11 protein-coding genes are annotated in these 16,749 nt (G+C 30.1%); 7 read left to right on the top strand and 4 right to left on the bottom strand.

Features of this window, described 5'->3' with window-relative positions; all coding sequences use genetic code 11:
- On the bottom strand, positions 1-955 hold a 955-nt coding region (locus ACIQ56_RS06540; protein WP_397600265.1), incomplete at its 3' end, for a hypothetical protein.
- Positions 956-1,171: 216 nt separating this feature from the next.
- Here ACIQ56_RS06540 and ACIQ56_RS06535 point away from each other — a divergent pair.
- From ACIQ56_RS06535 to ACIQ56_RS06520, 4 genes are all read left to right on the top strand, one after another.
- Positions 1,172-1,405, top strand: coding sequence for a KH domain-containing protein (locus ACIQ56_RS06535; protein ID WP_148698833.1), 234 nt, complete (start codon positions 1,172-1,174; stop codon positions 1,403-1,405).
- 87 nt (positions 1,406-1,492) lie between these two features.
- Complete coding sequence (locus tag ACIQ56_RS06530) at positions 1,493-2,647, top strand: hypothetical protein (protein ID WP_397600264.1); 1,155 nt, start codon at positions 1,493-1,495, stop codon at positions 2,645-2,647.
- A 168-nt stretch (positions 2,648-2,815) separates the two neighbouring features.
- On the top strand, positions 2,816-4,030 hold the full coding sequence (locus ACIQ56_RS06525; protein ID WP_397600263.1) for a hypothetical protein: 1,215 nt from the start codon (positions 2,816-2,818) through the stop codon (positions 4,028-4,030).
- A 169-nt stretch (positions 4,031-4,199) separates the two neighbouring features.
- On the top strand, positions 4,200-4,676 hold the full coding sequence (locus ACIQ56_RS06520) for an Hsp20/alpha crystallin family protein (protein ID WP_397600262.1): 477 nt from the start codon (positions 4,200-4,202) through the stop codon (positions 4,674-4,676).
- Here the strand turns inward: ACIQ56_RS06520 and ACIQ56_RS06515 are convergent.
- The 3 genes from ACIQ56_RS06515 to ACIQ56_RS06505 form a co-directional block, all read right to left on the bottom strand.
- Positions 4,673-5,563 (bottom strand): ETX/MTX2 family pore-forming toxin, encoded by an 891-nt coding sequence (locus ACIQ56_RS06515; protein ID WP_397600261.1) that lies wholly within the window; start codon positions 5,561-5,563, stop codon positions 4,673-4,675. The genes ACIQ56_RS06520 and ACIQ56_RS06515 overlap by 4 nt on opposite strands.
- A gap of 179 nt (positions 5,564-5,742) precedes the next feature.
- Positions 5,743-6,849: a phosphate ABC transporter substrate-binding protein PstS gene (gene pstS, locus ACIQ56_RS06510; protein WP_397600260.1), complete on the bottom strand. Its 1,107-nt coding sequence runs from the start codon at positions 6,847-6,849 to the stop codon at positions 5,743-5,745.
- Between the two features lie 249 nt (positions 6,850-7,098).
- Positions 7,099-8,607, bottom strand: a complete 1,509-nt coding sequence (locus ACIQ56_RS06505) for an FGGY family carbohydrate kinase (protein ID WP_397600259.1) — start codon at positions 8,605-8,607, stop codon at positions 7,099-7,101.
- Positions 8,608-8,663: 56 nt separating this feature from the next.
- Here ACIQ56_RS06505 and ACIQ56_RS06500 point away from each other — a divergent pair, with 56 nt between their 5' ends.
- The 3 genes from ACIQ56_RS06500 to ACIQ56_RS06490 all read left to right on the top strand — a co-directional run bounded on the left by ACIQ56_RS06500 (position 8,664) and on the right by ACIQ56_RS06490 (position 16,591).
- A complete protein-coding gene (locus ACIQ56_RS06500) occupies positions 8,664-9,806 on the top strand; it encodes a glycoside hydrolase family 3 N-terminal domain-containing protein (protein ID WP_397600258.1) in 1,143 nt (380 codons plus the stop codon).
- The gene (locus ACIQ56_RS06495) at positions 9,755-10,417 is read left to right on the top strand and encodes an energy transducer TonB (protein ID WP_397600257.1); all 663 of its coding nucleotides are present in this window, start codon (positions 9,755-9,757) and stop codon (positions 10,415-10,417) included. Before ACIQ56_RS06500 ends, ACIQ56_RS06495 begins: the two co-directional genes overlap by 52 nt.
- Before the next feature lie 336 nt (positions 10,418-10,753).
- Positions 10,754-16,591 (top strand): calcium-binding protein, encoded by a 5,838-nt coding sequence (locus ACIQ56_RS06490; protein ID WP_397600256.1) that lies wholly within the window; start codon positions 10,754-10,756, stop codon positions 16,589-16,591.
- The last annotated feature ends 158 nt before the right edge of the window (positions 16,592-16,749 follow it).

Here is a 16,749-nt window from a genome sequence, read left to right as displayed (position 1 = left end):
TTGCTATTGCTTCGTCTGCTGAAGGAGCATCACTTGCTATTGCTTCGTCTGCTGGAGGAGCATCACTTGCTATTGCTTCGTCTGCTGGAGGAGCATCACTTGCTATTGCTTCGTCTGCTGGAGGAGCATCACTTGCTATTGCTTCTTCTGCTGGAGGAGGTATTTCTTTATTTTGTTTACTTAGTGGCTCTTCTAAAGGAGATTCTGTTAATGGAACAGCTGCGGTATCTTCTGTTAATTCTTCAGACTCAGAAGCTTTTGTTTCTTCCGTATGAGGAGCTTCCTCATTCGAATTTGATAATCCCGCTTTTAGAATGGATTCTTTAAATGTATTTAAACCTATTCTTGCAACGACATCTGCTAATGATTCATTTTCTTGTTTATTTTGTGAATAGGTGTCGAGCATGATTGAAATAGCTTCACCTATTTTTGGTCTAGGTATTCCTTCTGCAACATACTCAGCTAATTTTGGTTTATCGGAAATTCTTCCACCAATAAATAAACGATAACCACTTTTTTCACCAATCACATGAATATCGTCTGTAGCAGATGCCACACATGCTGTAGCACATCCATTCATACCAATATTTAAAGCTTGAAAAGATTCTTTAAATTTTTCATTGAGCATGGGCGAAATTTCTATAGCATCTCCTAAAGCATCTTGCTCACACTTTGAACAAAGTTCACCTAAACAAGCTTTAGGAGATAAAATAGAGTGATTTCGATAATGTTTTAATAAAATACCTGATTTTGATAATTTTGCATGCAACTCCAAAAGTTTCTCTTTTGGAACCATAAAACCAATTCTTTGATCTTCTGTCACTTTAAGAAAGACAGAAACATCATCTGCTACATCGCAAATAAGTCGGAGTTGACTGCCATTATAAACGCCACCAGCAGCTTCTGCGAGAACAAATAAATTTCCATTTTTTAGCTCAAACTGCCCAGAAGACAAAATCCAACCCCCATACAATACGACAGTTAAGGTATCGTTTACTTGCCATAGAACTTGAGTGGGCTTACATTGTGTTGAAATATAAATTTATTTTGGTTACTAAAGCGATTCAGGCTTTGAACCGATAACGTTTCGTCCGTGAGTTTGCTTGTTCCTGCTGTCCTGTTACTTTTTAGGAAGGAGTTTCCAACTATGTCCACCTCCTCTGCGTCTTCCATGCGAGAATTAATTGAATATGTTGCTAAATCACTAGTAGATAATGCAGACAAGGTTGAAATTAACGAAATTAATGGCGCTCAAACAAATGTAATTGAATTAAAAGTGGCAAAAGAAGATGTAGGAAAAATCATTGGTAAAAGCGGCCGAACAGCTGATGCCATTCGAACGATATTAAATTGCGGAGCTGCTAAACAAAATAAAAGATATATTCTTCACATTATCGATGAATAAAATTTTAATTATTTATTAATTTATTGATATTATTGGCGATAACTCATTTGAAAAAATAACCAAAATTATTTTAATTTGAGATGAGTTATGAAAATTTTTGATCTTTTTCTTATTTCTTTTTTTTGTTGTCTGATACTCGGATGCAGTCATAAGTTAGGTACAACAACAGTTGTAAACATGGATATGCCATCCGTTCGCAGTTTAACAGAGTATTCAGAAGATTCTTCTATCATCCCCATTTTAATTCCGATCAAAATTACAAATTCATCAGGTGTTGTTTTACATTCAAATTTAAATTCGGATACAAACTCAATAGAGATTCCTTATGGAAAATTTCATATTCAAGTTGGATTTCTTGCTAAAATAATTCAAAATAAAACGTCTGACATTTGCGATAACAACGAAACAGATACAAATTCATTTTTTTATACTGAATTTAATAGCGATTTTGAAAACACAACAGATCATGATTCTATAAAAATTCATTTTCAAAACCCACTACAACCTGTTCCATTTGGACATTTTGGATTTAAAATTTATGATACACAAGGAAATCCAGCTCGGTATGCAAAAATTTTTTATGAAGATCCTATTAGTGGTGAAAAAATAAAAGACCCCTGCTCTCAAATTCCTTTAAGTGATATTAGTGATGAAAATGGAAGAGTTGCTGTTGATCTCCCTATTTATAATCACTCTTCACAATTAAAATTTCAGGTAATTTTAGAAGAAGATGAAAATTCGAAAGAGTTTTTATTCTCTTTCAACCCAAACATAAGCCAAGCTCAATTTTATAAAATAAATATGTCAAATAATAGCATTACTTCCTATGATGAAAAAACGGAAAGTTTTCTCGAAGATGGAACAAGCATTTCTTATAGAAGAGATATTTTAAATAAAAATCCTCGATTTCCAGACATTCCTAATTTTAAAATCAAATCTCCAAATCTTGAGGATGGTTATTTATCTTTATTAGATAACTTAACAGATAATATTGAAATAAATAGCTATGATTTAATTACTAAAAGGAGTTTTATTGTATATTGCCAATTTTCAAAAATAAATCAAGATGATCAAAAAATTATTCTTTTACCAATTCAAAACTGTAATAAACCAGTCACAAATATATTTGATTATTTAAATAAATTTGATAAAAAATTAATTATTGAAGCAAAGCTCATGGATTCAGAAAACTTTATCGCCTCAAATAATTTAGAGGATGTTAAAATCATTCTTAATAACTGAAACTAATTTGACATTATTTTTTATAAAATGTGAATTAATATAAAAAAAACGAATAAATTCTTATATAAAATATAAAAAAAACTATAATTCAAGAAAAATCAACTAAAAGTCATAAAAACCGATAAAAATTTTGAATGATATGAACAAAATTTTTCGGAAAGGAGAAGAATGAATACCATAAAAATATTTCAAAAATATTTGTTTTTATGTCTATTTATAATCCTTTCAAATAATTTTATTTCTTGTCATCATTATAGCGGCCAATCCTTAAACTTTCAGGTAAATGCTCCAAGCTTAAATAATCATAACCGTTCTTCGAACTATACTTCATTTGTAACTCGACAAATACCTATTCAAATTACAAACTCAAATGGCTTCAATTTACAAACAACTTTAAATGCGGGATCAAATAGTGTCCAATTGCCAACAGGATCGATTCATATTAAAATTGGTTATTTAGCTGATGGTTTAACATCAGCTCAAACCATATGCGATAGTAACAATTCAAATAGTGACTCTGAGGATGATAATAAAGTATTATACACTGAATTTGAATCAGATTACACTATAAATAGCAATACAAATTCTATTAATATTAACTTTCCAAATCCTTTTGCAGAAATTTCATTTGATCATTTTGGATTTATAATTACTGACTCTTCTGGAAACCCAGTTACAAACGCTCGAGTATATTATGTTGATCCTATTAGCAACCAAAAAATAAATAATCCATGCAATGGAGCTTCTGAAAATGATTATACCGATAGTCTAGGAAGGCTCGCTATTGATCTTCCCATTTATAGCAATTCAAAACAATTTCATTTTATTGTTGTACAAAATGACGGAACCACAAAAACATTTAAACCAACATTAGCTAGAGGATCTTCAACAGCTCAGTTTTATTTTATGAAAATGGCTGATGGATCCGTAACAGCATTGAACGATCAAACGGATAGTTTTTTGGGAGATGGTTATACGATTGCACAAAGAAGAGATACATTACTAAAAAATCCAAGATTCCCGGACATTTCTTCCGCTTCTTTAAATTCTCCAAACATGACCACAGGTGAAATAAATTTATACCCTAATTATACTCCATCAGGAAATCAGTACGATTTATTGAACAGACGTAAATACATTACATATTGCCAAATTTTAGATAACAGCAGTAATCCAATATCCCCCTTTACGACTTACCAAAAATGCAAAAGATTCTACCCTGATATTGGTCTAATCACTTCTCCTAATCTTTCTGTTGGCGTAATTTACAACATAAAAGCATATTTCACCGATTCGGAAGGTTATTGTCCTATCGTTTCCGCTATAGGTTGTTCTACAATGTATCCTCTTAGCACATCATTTACTTACAAGAGTAATCCATAAACACATTTTCAATTTGTCAATATTCATTTTGTCAAGTCCTCTAAAAATAAATATATTATAAATAATTTAAATTAAAAAAGCTTTACAAATATTTTAATCGATTATGTTTACTTATGTGGAGGAAGAAAAGAACTCCATTAGTTTAAAAATCATTTCTAGGAGATTTATCATGCATTATAACAGCTTTAGAAGACATTGCTCTAATCAAAATAATTCGTTACCTTTTTTTGGTTTTCATAATGAAGTAGGAACATTACTTAATTCTATTCTTAAAGACCATATTAAAAATACGGAAACGGAAGAAAAAGGAGAAGTTTGGTTTAAACCAAGTATCGATATTTTTGAAACAAAAACACACTATATTGTTTCTACAGAATTAGCTGGTGTTGAACAAAAAGACATTCAACTCTTAATTGAAAAAAATATATTAACAATTTCTGGTGAAAAGAAAAAAGCAGAAATAAATAACGAAACAACCGTATTTAGAAATGAAAGAAACTTTGGAAAATTTAGTCGTTCGATTGAGTTTCCTGAAAAAGCCAATCCAGAAGTTACAGACGCTCAATTTAAAGACGGAATTCTAACAATTAAGATAGAAAAATATATTCAAACCGAAGCCAAAAAAATAGAAATTCGTACTGCTTAATTCCTTTTTTTCTGATTCTCTCTATAAGTATCACATTCTGCTTTAGAGAGATCTGAAATTTCAGTATACGTATTAAAAACATAACTCGTTTCTAATACCTGCTTAATTGATTTAGCACTTGGTAATTGAACAAATTCTAATATACGGCGGATATCAAATGCCCAAAAATAGTGACCATAAAAAGGAGAGTCATAGCTCACTGCTATTTGCCCAGATAAAGTAGCAACATACTCAATCTCAGCTTTTATTTTTGCCGTTTTTCCATATATAGATACTTTCGTACAGGTTTTTGGTGGAACAAAAAACATTCCACCTGATTCAGCAGAAAATTTTTCTGCAATTGATTTTGTTTCATCTTTTCCTGATGAATAGGTGTCTGTAAAGGAGTAATTTGCAGATAAACCTGAACCTAATTTATCCATTCCAAAATCAATACCAACTCCTATTGCAGTTGCCAAGGAGCGTCCTTCAGTCCACTTTATAGAAAAGGTATGTTCAATACTGCGAGAGGATCTCGGAGTCATTCTTTGAGTTCTATTTGTTTTATTGTCAAGAATATCTTCAACTATTAATTCTAAATTAATGTTACGATTTAGCATTGTTACTTTTGAACTTTTAACTGAAACTTTGACTTCATCCCATCCATATTTTTTGTATAAGCTCCATTTGTTTCCATAGCCACTCCAGGGACAATAATCACGAATATAGGTTTCCACAGGCTTTGCGCCAGTATAAACATTTACAAAATAACTTCGAATCAAATTTTGATGAATTGAAAACTCTTTGGCTTCTTCATAACTTTTTATAACATGGGATTCTGATCCTATAACATTTATCTTTGTTTCTTCTGCATTTAATCCAGCAATAAGACTTAATATAATTGCCATACTCCGCTCCTATAAGTTATATATATTATGAATACTTCTCAACAAATACATTTGTGGAAGTTAAGTATTGAAAAAAAACTATTTATATATGAATATGAAGCAGATTGAAGATTTTACTTTTTTAAAGAATTTCTTTTTTAAATTATAAAAAAAATTTTTACAACTTTTAATTTATATTTTTATCTCGAAATTGCAAATTTTTCTTTTTCTGATTGAAATTCTATTTTCCATTTATTTTGAATTAATTTATAAGTTTTATCTGGGATAGAAATATAATCTAAAGACTCCGCTATGCTATTTCCTTTTGTATAAGCATATTGAAAGAAATTTAAAACTTCATTTATTTTTTTAGGCTGAGATGATTTTTTAGGAATTAATATAAAAGTGGATGCTGTCATAGGCCATGATATTGCGCCTTTTTGATTCGCTAATAAAACATACATCCCAGCAGATTTTTCCCATTCCGCATATAATGCTGCAGCTTGAAATGAGTTTCTAAATGCTTCGCTTACTTTTTTTTCATTTTGAAATTCTTTTGCTTCAAGGACAGGAACAACATTCCCTTCGGCATTATGCATTCGTGACCAAGACAATTTATTTTGCATTGCATAAGAATATTCTACATAACCAATGGAACCCGAAGTTAATTTAACCAAATTTGTTACGCCTTCATTTCCTTTTCCACCAAACCCCATAATACCTTTAGGCCATGATACATTCGTACCAAAACCCATTTCCCATGCGCCTTGACTGGCATTATTTAAATAATAAGTAAAATTAAAGGTTGTACCTGAAGCGTCTGAGCGGTAAACGACAATAATTTTTTTATCGGGCAGAGAAAGTCCAGGGTTTAATTGAGCAATACATTTGTCGTTCCAATTTTTAATTTGGCCACTATATATTTCAGCAATTGTATTGGCATTTAAAATCAATTGGCCCTGAGAAATACCAGCAATATTTGTTATAATAACAATACCACCAATGATTGCTGGAAATTGTATTAAACCTTTTTCATCTAGTTCTTTTTCTGTAAGAGGCATATCTGTCGCACCAAAATCGACAATTCTATTTTCAATTTGTTTTATTCCTGCCCCAGATCCAATCGATTGATAATTTATTTTAGAATCCGTTTCTTTATGATAGGCTGCAGACCATTTATAAATTACTGGAGCAATAAAACTAGATCCAGCTCCTGTAATTAAATCAGATGCCATAGATATATTACTGCTCGAAATCGCGATTGTGATAGCCATAAATGATTTTAAAAACTTTAATTCTAAACTCATATCATTCCTTTCGGTAATATTAAATTATGTTTCTGTAATAAAAGAAACAAAGAAACCTAAAAAAAGAATATATTATTTTTTTTATTCTTAATATTTTTTATTGTTGAAAAAACTTGAAATAATTGTGTCAAATTAATTAAATAAAAAAGAAGACACATTTTTTTCATTATTATTTCAAAAATGTGTCTTGATTATTTGAAAAGTATATCCTAAAAAATTACAAATGAACATAAAAATACAATAATATTTTTAACTTCCATAAAACTGATTAACACAACCCACTGCTTTCAACCAACGATACAAATTTGCATTCGCTAAGGCTTCAGGCATATGCGAATTGAATTCTTTTCCAATATCCGATTTTATAAAAGTAACATCTTCTTCCAATACACCAATACAAGCTGCTCTTGCTGCCCCTAATGAGGTTGTTTCAATATTCGACGGTCTCATTAATATCGTTTGCAAAATATCTGCTTGTAATTGCATTAAAAAATCATTTCGCGAAGCGCCGCCATCGACACCAACACGTATGATTTTTTGTTCACTGATTTCTTCCATGAGTCTTAATAATTGAACATTTTGCATTGCAATGCTTTCTAAGACTGCTCTAATAATTTGAGACTGTTGAGTTCCTCGCGTTAATCCAAATAAAACGCCTTTTGCTTGAGGATTCCAATAGGGAGCTCCAAGACCTGCTAAAGAAGGGACAAATAAAACTTCTTCATCTCTTGGATAACTCATAGCAAGCTCCGCACTTTCTGCAGAGTTTTTTACCCAACCAAAATTATCTCGTAAAAACTGAACGGCTGCACCAGCAATAAATGCGGAACCTTCTAAAGCAAACACTCTTTTTTGCGGAGTGCTGTAGGCAACTGTCGTTAAAAGGCCATTGTCTGCCTCAACAATATTTTCTCCGGTGTTCATTAATAAAAAAGCACCGGTACCAAATGTGATTTTAGCTTCACCTGTTTTTACACAATTTTGACCAAATAAAGCCGCTTGTTGATCTCCTAAGTTCCCTGTAATGGGAATTCCATCTGGTAAACCTTCAATTCCTTTTGTGACTCCAAAACGTCCAATACTTGGTCTGATTTCGGGCAAGGTATGATTTGGAATTGAAAAAAGACTCATCAATTCTTGATCATAATTTCCCGTGTGCAAATTATATAACATGGTTCTACTGGCATTGGTGTGATCTGTAACAAAAGAAACACCTCCCGTAAGTTTCCAAATAACGTAACTATCAACGGTTCCAAGTGCGAGTTCCCCTGTATGCGCCCATTGTTTTGCTTTTGGATATTGTTCTAACATCCAACGCATTTTTGAAGCGCTAAAATAAGGATCACATACCAATCCTGTTTTTTTTAAAATCATTTTGCGTAACGATTCATTTTTTTTCAATGAATCACAAAACTCAGAAGTTCTTCTATCTTGCCAAACAATAGCATTACCCGCAATTTCTCCTGTTTTTTTATTCCAGGCAAGACAAGTTTCTCTTTGATTTGTAATCCCGATTGCAGTTACTTTACTGATTGAAAAGTTTTTTTCAGAATCTTGCGCCAATTCTATGCTTTTTTTTATAGCTTTTAACGTTGTTTCCCAAATGTCATTTGGATTATGCTCAACTAATCCAGGTCTGGGGTATATTTGTGGAAATTCAATTTTATTATTTCCATGCATAGAAAAATCATTCATACTAAAAAAAGAGGCTTGTATACCTGTGGTACCTTCATCGATAGATAAGATATAATTTGTCATATTTCCCGCTCCTTATATTAAGGGAAGATCCATTGCATGCGTAGGAGGATAGTAGCTTGAGTTTAACTGTGCGACAAACAATTCCTAAAAAATTTGAAAAATTTTTTTATTCACTTCCTCTCATTGAACAAGCTGGTTTTTTTTTATGGCCATCGTTGACAGCTGGAGAATTGAATGAGGAAGAAATTAAATTATTAAAATTAATAAAACCATCAGGAGCTATTTTATTTAAAAGAAATATGCAAAGTTTTTCTCAATCGAGATATTTAATTTCTAATCTTAAAAAAAATTGCTCAAGAAAAAATTCACAATTTAAAATGCCCTTTATAGTTTCTATTGATGAAGAAGGTGGGCGCGTTTCCAGACTTCCACCTCCTTTTACAAGAGGAAAACCTGCTCTCGAATTTGCCGATCAAAATGATTTGGAAGGCTTGCAAGGACAAATACTTCATCAAGTTTTTATTGCAAAAGCCCTTGGTATCAATTGTTTACTTAGCCCTGTAGCAGATATCTTATCCGAACCTTCTAATTTAGTTATTGGAGATCGCTGTTTTGGAAGAGATGCTGAAAAAGTCACTCAATTTTCTTCATTTGTAAATAAAATTTTACATGATGAAAATATTTATTCTTGTGCAAAACACTTTCCTGGACATGGAAATACCACAACAGACTCTCATAAAGAATTAAGTGTAAGTGATGTTTCTTTATCTCAATTAAAAAATAGAGAATGGATTCCATTTAAAAAATTAATTCATGATGCTGTTCCTTTTATCATTAGTGCACACGTTATTGTCCCTAGTTTAGATGAAAAAAACCCTGCTACATTAAGCAAAATTATTTTAAATAAATATTTAAGAAAAGAATTAGGCTTTAATGGACTTATTATAAGTGATGATTTAAGAATGAATGCAATTGCAGAACATTATAAATTAAAAAGAAAAATCGAATCTTCTATTACAGAAGAAAATTCTGTTTCTTTATCAGAAGACGATTCTTTCTTAAAAAAAGCCTCAATTGATGCATTAAATGCAGGTTGCGATATTTTATTAAGTTGTCAAAGTATTGTTAGAGAAGCAAAAATTGCTCATGCTATTGCCGATAAAATGAAAGCTGATAAAATTTTCCATAAGAAGATGATGGAGAAAGCGTGGAATATTTTTTATATATTAACTCTAAAGACAATGAAGAAAATTATTTAACCCGTGTAGGTTATAGCATTCTTTTTCATGTTTTTTTAGTTCTAGCTATCGTTTTAATTAGACAAAATCCTGTTGAATTTATCAAAATATCTGTGTCTACAAACACAATTCAACTAGCAGCAAAAAATGCAAATTCAAATAAACAAACAATACAAAAACCACAAGAAAAACAAATTCCTAAAGAAGAACTTGTAAAATCTTCAACTATGCCAAAACAAAATATTCAAAAAGAAATACCAGCGGACACCTCAATTCCTTCCGCACAAGCAAAAAGCGTTGCCAATCCAACTCCAGAAGGACAATCCTCTAACCCTAGCAAAGAGTTTTACTCGGCTGAATCTACTGTAGACAAAACAGCACAATGTACCCTTCCAGAAATAAATTTATCTGAAGATGCTACAAATGCAGGAGTTACAAGCGGTTCTGTAATCATTGAAGTACAAATTAACAGTCAAGGTAAAGTAACAGAAGCAAAACTGATAAAAGGTACTGGATATAAAATTGATGAAATTGCAATACAAGCTGCAAAATTATTAAATTGTAAAGCTGCAAAAAGAGAAAATGCAAGTGTGGGTGTTATTAAACGGATCAATTGGATAATTACTCCTTAAAATCATTTAGGCATCAATTTTATAAATAGGAAATTTTCAATTAAATAATAAATGAAAACAATTTAGAAAAACAACGCATTTTAATGTCATAATTTATAGCATTATTTTTAAGTTAAATTTAATCATTGACACAATTATCTAATTTTATAAATATATTTTAAATATTTAAGCGCGATATCATAATTATTTATTAAAATTCTCTTAATTTATAAAAATTTTTATTCAAATTTAAAATCATTGCAATTTCAAAATTCTTTTTATAGAACAAACCCCAATTTATGATATTGATTATTATTATCATAAATTTATCAAAATTAAATAATAGGAAATCACATAATGATAAAAAAATGTTATCTTATTGCAATTTTTACTGTCACTTCTATTGCATTACAAACCAGTTGTTCGAAAAAAAAAGACGAGAATTCATCTAAATTAAATTCTTCTCCTAAAACTCTTTTAAACAATAGTTATAGCTCCCTCTTAAGACAGAACCAGGAAATAGAAAGTAACAACTTTAATCAGATTCTAAACTCTTATGAAGAAATCCATAATAACGCAGAAAAAATTAAATATTTAGAAGAAACATATAAAAACTACAAAGTAAAAATTGTAAAAATTGTAAAAATTCTTTCAAACACACCAAATACAAATGTTACAAAAACATCTGAAAAAGAGAATATACAAAAAGAAATATGGAGACTTTCTGCTACTTTTTATCCCAAAGGGACTTCATTTAAAGAATTTAGCAGTCTAAAAGAAATAAATTCGGAGATTCAGAATAAAGTTTATCTTGATCTAAAAAATAATTTTACCCGAATTATCGATTTTGAAAAAAAATATCAGGTTAAAATCAACCATCTTTTAGGAAGCGATAATTATAAATTTGAATTGACTGCGGATTGGTTAGATTCCACATTAAGATTTGAAGATCTTGGCTCCTTAGAAAAAACAGTCTTAAATGGATATCATTTAATTTGGGAAGATAAATTAACTTCTGCTTATCGAATTCTGCGAGGAAAATCTCCAAAATCTGTAAAAAGTATTTCTCCTTTAAAAGCAAGTAAAGCCTTTATTTTAGATGGTTTTGATGACTTAGCAACCGCTTTAGAAAGTTCACAACTTTCCCGAAAACTTGTTTACAGTATTCAAGGTTTGGTATTTTATCCCACATTTATCTTTTTTGTAGGGAGTGGAGTGGAAGGAGCTTCGGATCAACACCAAGAATTAAAATCCGAATTAAAAAATTTACTTTTAGAAAGCTATACTCAAGAATTAGAAATCAAAGAAACAATTGCGGACTATATTAGTAAAGATACTCTTATTCCTCCAGAACTTGTGAAGTTAAATATTGACAATTTAAATTTCAAAATTAATGTTTTAAAACAAATTGGGAAATTAATAAAAAACGCAGATACCAAGATTTTATCTGAAGCTGCTGAATTCATAAAAAGTCAAAAAGCACTTTTAGATAGCAAAGAAAAAAATTTAAAAATACCCTTAAAAGATATTCCAGAGAATATTAAAACAGTTTTATATAAAATAAGTGAAGTAAATGACTTAAACAAATTAAATTCAAATGCAAATGAGTCTTTAGAATTTTTACGACAAATAAAAGAATATAAAGTAACACAAGAAAATACACTGAAAACCTATTATGAAACAAAGTTTCCAGGTGCAATGACCGAAGGTGGTCTTACATCAATGTATTATGGAATGCTTGCCTTTGAAAGCAGAGCTATTCTGAATTTAATTCAATCTTTTTCTCCAAATAATTTAGCCATTGGTTTTGATAAGGTAAATTTTGTTAACTTATTAGGAACTTTAGGTGATACTTTTCTTGCTGCAGGACAAGCTCAAATGGTTTTAGGGGGCCTTGTTAGCATTCATTATGATATCCAAGAAATGCGCACCATTACAGGCTGGATTGATCTTGTAAATAACAGCTCTGCATTTGGAGAAAATAGCTCCCCAGAATTAAAACAAACCAAAAAAATTATGAATGATTTTTATAAACGACTTCGTGTTTTAACAGGTTTAAAGTCATTAGGTAATGTTTCTTTAACAGCAGGGCAATTTGCAATGTTATTGGGAGGACCATTTGGATTTGGAAACAACCCCCTCACCTACAGCGGAGCAGGTGCTACTATTTTAGGAGTAGTTACAAAACAAGCATTTGAAAAAATAATTGAAAGCAAATATGAATTTGAAGATGCAGCAGAAGGTACGGAAGAACATAAAATTATTTCAGGAGATTATGATCTAGAAAATACAGAACCAAATAAGACGGATCCCTTAGAAAGAATCATTTATAGAATTCAAAGATTAACCGAATTATCACAAAAAAGAGCACAAGTTCGAGTTTGGCATAAATTATATTCTGATTTAAAATACAATACAAATATTGAAAATTTAATTCACAAAACAAGAAAGAATTATTTATCAGGTCCCGCTTATCATGATATTTATTTAAAAGCGCTCGATTCTATTTTCCCAATCATAAATTCCACAGATTCAACACAAGATCCAAATATTTTAAAGAAACAAAATCAAATCCGTAAAGATAATATCGATTTTTTAAACAATGCAAAAAGTTATTTAATACAGGCCAATCAAAGTGATAAATCGAGTCAAAATAACTCAATGTTATTATTTCATAGATATATGATACAGCACCTTAGTCAAGTAAAAGAAGAAACCGAAGCCAAAGGCCCTGCCCCTTTAGCAAAAATGGAAATTGATGTAGAAGCAGACTTATCTCAAATGACAACAAAAGAACTTGCTAAAGAAATAAAAGGGATATTTAATTATGCCGATATTTTAGGTTTTAGTGATGATTTAGAAAGAAAAATATTAAGTAAAATAATAAAGGGCGAAGGCTCCTTACTTGACAAAGGCATGCTTGATAAAGCAAAAGATTACATTCAAATTGAAAAAGCAGGGTCTATTGATAATCCCAATAAAACAACAGTTTTTGCCGGAGTAAAATCGATTGTCTCTTTTTATAAAAATTATTATTTACCCGATTTTTTAATGCAGAAAAAAATAGAAAAACCAAAATATATTGCAAATGATGTCACAAATGAAAAAATAATTTACTTTTTTGATAGAGATAAATTTTTATCAGACATCGATAATTTTTCACAATTAAGCTCTGAAAAGAAAACAATTTTAGGAGAAATTTTAAAAACAATTTTCACCTCACCTGTAGATGAATCAAAATTAAAAGCTAAATTTGGTCGTGACCATAGAACACCTATAAAACAAATTTTTGATGGCATTTATAAACAAATTGCTCGTCAAGATGCTTTAAGACCTACTTTACATACCACTCTTCAACAACTCGAATTATATCAATTTACAGAAAAAATGATGGGTGGAGAAAAATCTTCTTCAAGTCATGTAAAATTTTTAAAAACAACTGCAAATCGAATTCTAACAGGAATAAATGGAATCAATGTTGGAATGAATATTTTATATACTCCTGCAAGAATTCAAAGCATTGCTCTTTTATCAAAAGAAGGTGATCATTTACGAGCATCCAGAGATAGTTTTGAAATGATTTTTGATAATGCAGACCTTGTTGTCGATGTGATTCGTGGCAAACATTTAATGCAAACACATCCAAAAGTATTTCGCAATTTAGCGGGAGGTCAAGTTGTATTAAATTTAGTAACTGCTGGATTTAGCATTTGGCAAGGGGTTGATAATTTAATTCAAGCATCACGTTCCGAAGGATTAAGAAAACAAGATCATCAAGTGGCAGGTGGAATCGCACTTGCATCTGCAGGAGTTTCTGTTGCTACGGTAGCCATCATGCCATTTACTTCTATGGCAGGGCCTATTGGAGCAGCTGCAGGCTTTGTTCTTATGTCTGCGCAAAGCATTTATTCTACAGTGAGATTGCACGAAAGTTTAACCGAACTTGGTGTTGATAGCCAAACTAAGGGTGCTCTAGGTGCTTTTAGTCTTATGACTTTTGGAATGCAATTTGATCACAGTAACGTACCAGGAGTTGCTTATGCTTCAAAAGTGAAAGTGAAAGAAAATCAATTGATAGAAAGTTTAAAATACTTTAATGAAAATTGGCAAAAAAATAATCTTTATTTTACAAAAATAATTTCACCAGGAATAAGTTATTATTACCCCTATAATTTAAGAAAAAGTACTACATATTCTTGCAACATGGGCGGATGTTCAAGCAGTTCATCAGGTGGAGAATTATTATCAGATAAAATACACCATTGCCAAACTAATAATATTTATCCACAAAATAAACTAAGAGATATAAATTTTTCAAATCAACAAAAATATATTACCCAAAATTATAATGAATTAGATAATAAAAAATATAAAAAAATGGAAATACCATATACTCCATTTTGCTTTTTTTGTGGAATTACTGATTATTACGATGACTCTCGTTATTGCAATGCAGAACCACAAACGGAAAAAGTTTTTCATAATGATGCATTAAAGAAATTTTCCGTGATGAAAACTTTTTCAGCAAAAGAAGGAATTCCTAGTAATGTTCCTTTAAATAATTACGCAAATTTAATTTATGTGGGCCTTGACGATCAATATAAACATGGAAACTCCGTTTCATTCATTCATGGTGAAGAAAATTATAAAAACTTTTTTATTGTAAATAAAGGCCAATTTAGTTATGAATTAAATGGAGCAAATAAAGATGACTATTTTGAAATCCGTAGTTTAGCAAAAGAAACGGACAATAATAAAATTAAAATTTCTGGTAATGATGGGATAGATATTCTTTCTCTTCAATTTCTTGAAAAAGAAAATAATAATCGTTTCCTATTTGTTAGACATAATAAGGAGCAAATCACAATAGATAAAAATAAAACAAGAATTTCTGATTATGAAAATAAATACAAAAATATCATTTCTCAATTTACAAATATACAAACTCAAGGTTTGCCAGAAATTGAAAACATAGAGCATTTTGTGGGTTCAAATTATAATGATATCTATATTGGAACATCAGATGATGATTTTATTTATGGAAATAGTGGGGATGATAAGTTATTTGGAAGTGCTGGAAATGATGTATTAGTTGGAGGACCAGGATTAGATTATCTAGTAGGTGGTACCGGAAATGATACTTATATGATTACAAAAAGCGATTTTATAGAAAATAAAGACAGCTATGATATTATCAATATATTTAAATCAAATACCCAAGAACAACCTTTTTACACAAATAATAAAGAAGAAAAAGATATTATTCATACCGATTTAGATAATTTAGGGATGTACCGAGAAAATAATGATCTTTGGATAGTAACAAAATCAGTTGCACTCATTCAAAAACATAAATTAGAAAATTTAGGACATTTAAAAATAGCTAAAATAGAAAACTTTTTTGAAGTCATTAAAGAAAATAACAACAATTTACCAATTATAACTTCAAAAGAAGGATATATTTTTGTATATAATCCAGAAGAAATAACAGAGAAAATCCATTGGCTAGAGACTGTCATGGTAAATCCAGATATTAAAATAGATCATTCCGATCTAAAAAATATAAATAAGTCAATTACAACAACAAAAGGAATACGTTTAGATAAATTAACATCCCTATCTGAAACCCTGAATGTAATAGGTTCTACGGAATCTGAAATCATTGTTGGTAACAATAAAGATAATGTGCTTAATGGTGTAAATGGAAATGATTATTTAAAAGGGATGAAAGGAAATGATATTTTAATGGCAAGCTTAGATCTAAGCGAAAATATAAATGCACTTGATTTAGATGGCGGAGAAGGAGAAGATATTTATATGATTAACTTAACAAATACGAAAAAATCATCTACTCCAGCTGTAATTCACATTACCGATATTCCTGAAGAAAAAAATTCCATTGTAAATATCAATTTATCTGATTATAATAATTCCAATGAAATTTCTTGGACAGCAATTTCAAATTTAGGAACCATAAATATTCTAGATAAAAATAAAACAAAGATATTTACTTTAAAGTTTAATAATTTTGCTTTACCAAAGAAAATTCACATTTCTACAGCAAACAAAATTTACTCAATCGACCATGAAAATTTAAATAAGTCAGTTCAAAATGTAAAAACAAAAACAATGGGAAGACAAGGTGAATGGTTTATGCGTTATTCCATAAAAGATATTTTTAAAATCGAAGAATAAAGTGATGAAACTCCTAAAAGACTTATAAATTAAGTTCGTCAAAACCTAGATATAATTGAAATCTGAATAAATTCTTATTAAATATATTTAGGTGTGCAAACCGAATTCGCTTAAAAACGTACTAAATATTTTTCACTTTCTACTACAACTGATAAATA

Origin of the sequence: Silvanigrella sp., from assembly GCF_044369315.1 — a bacterium.
Lineage (GTDB): Bacteria > Bdellovibrionota_B > Oligoflexia > Silvanigrellales > Silvanigrellaceae > Silvanigrella.
The sequence above is the reverse complement of the archived record's forward strand: the minus strand, read 5'-3'. Positions and strand labels throughout refer to the sequence as shown.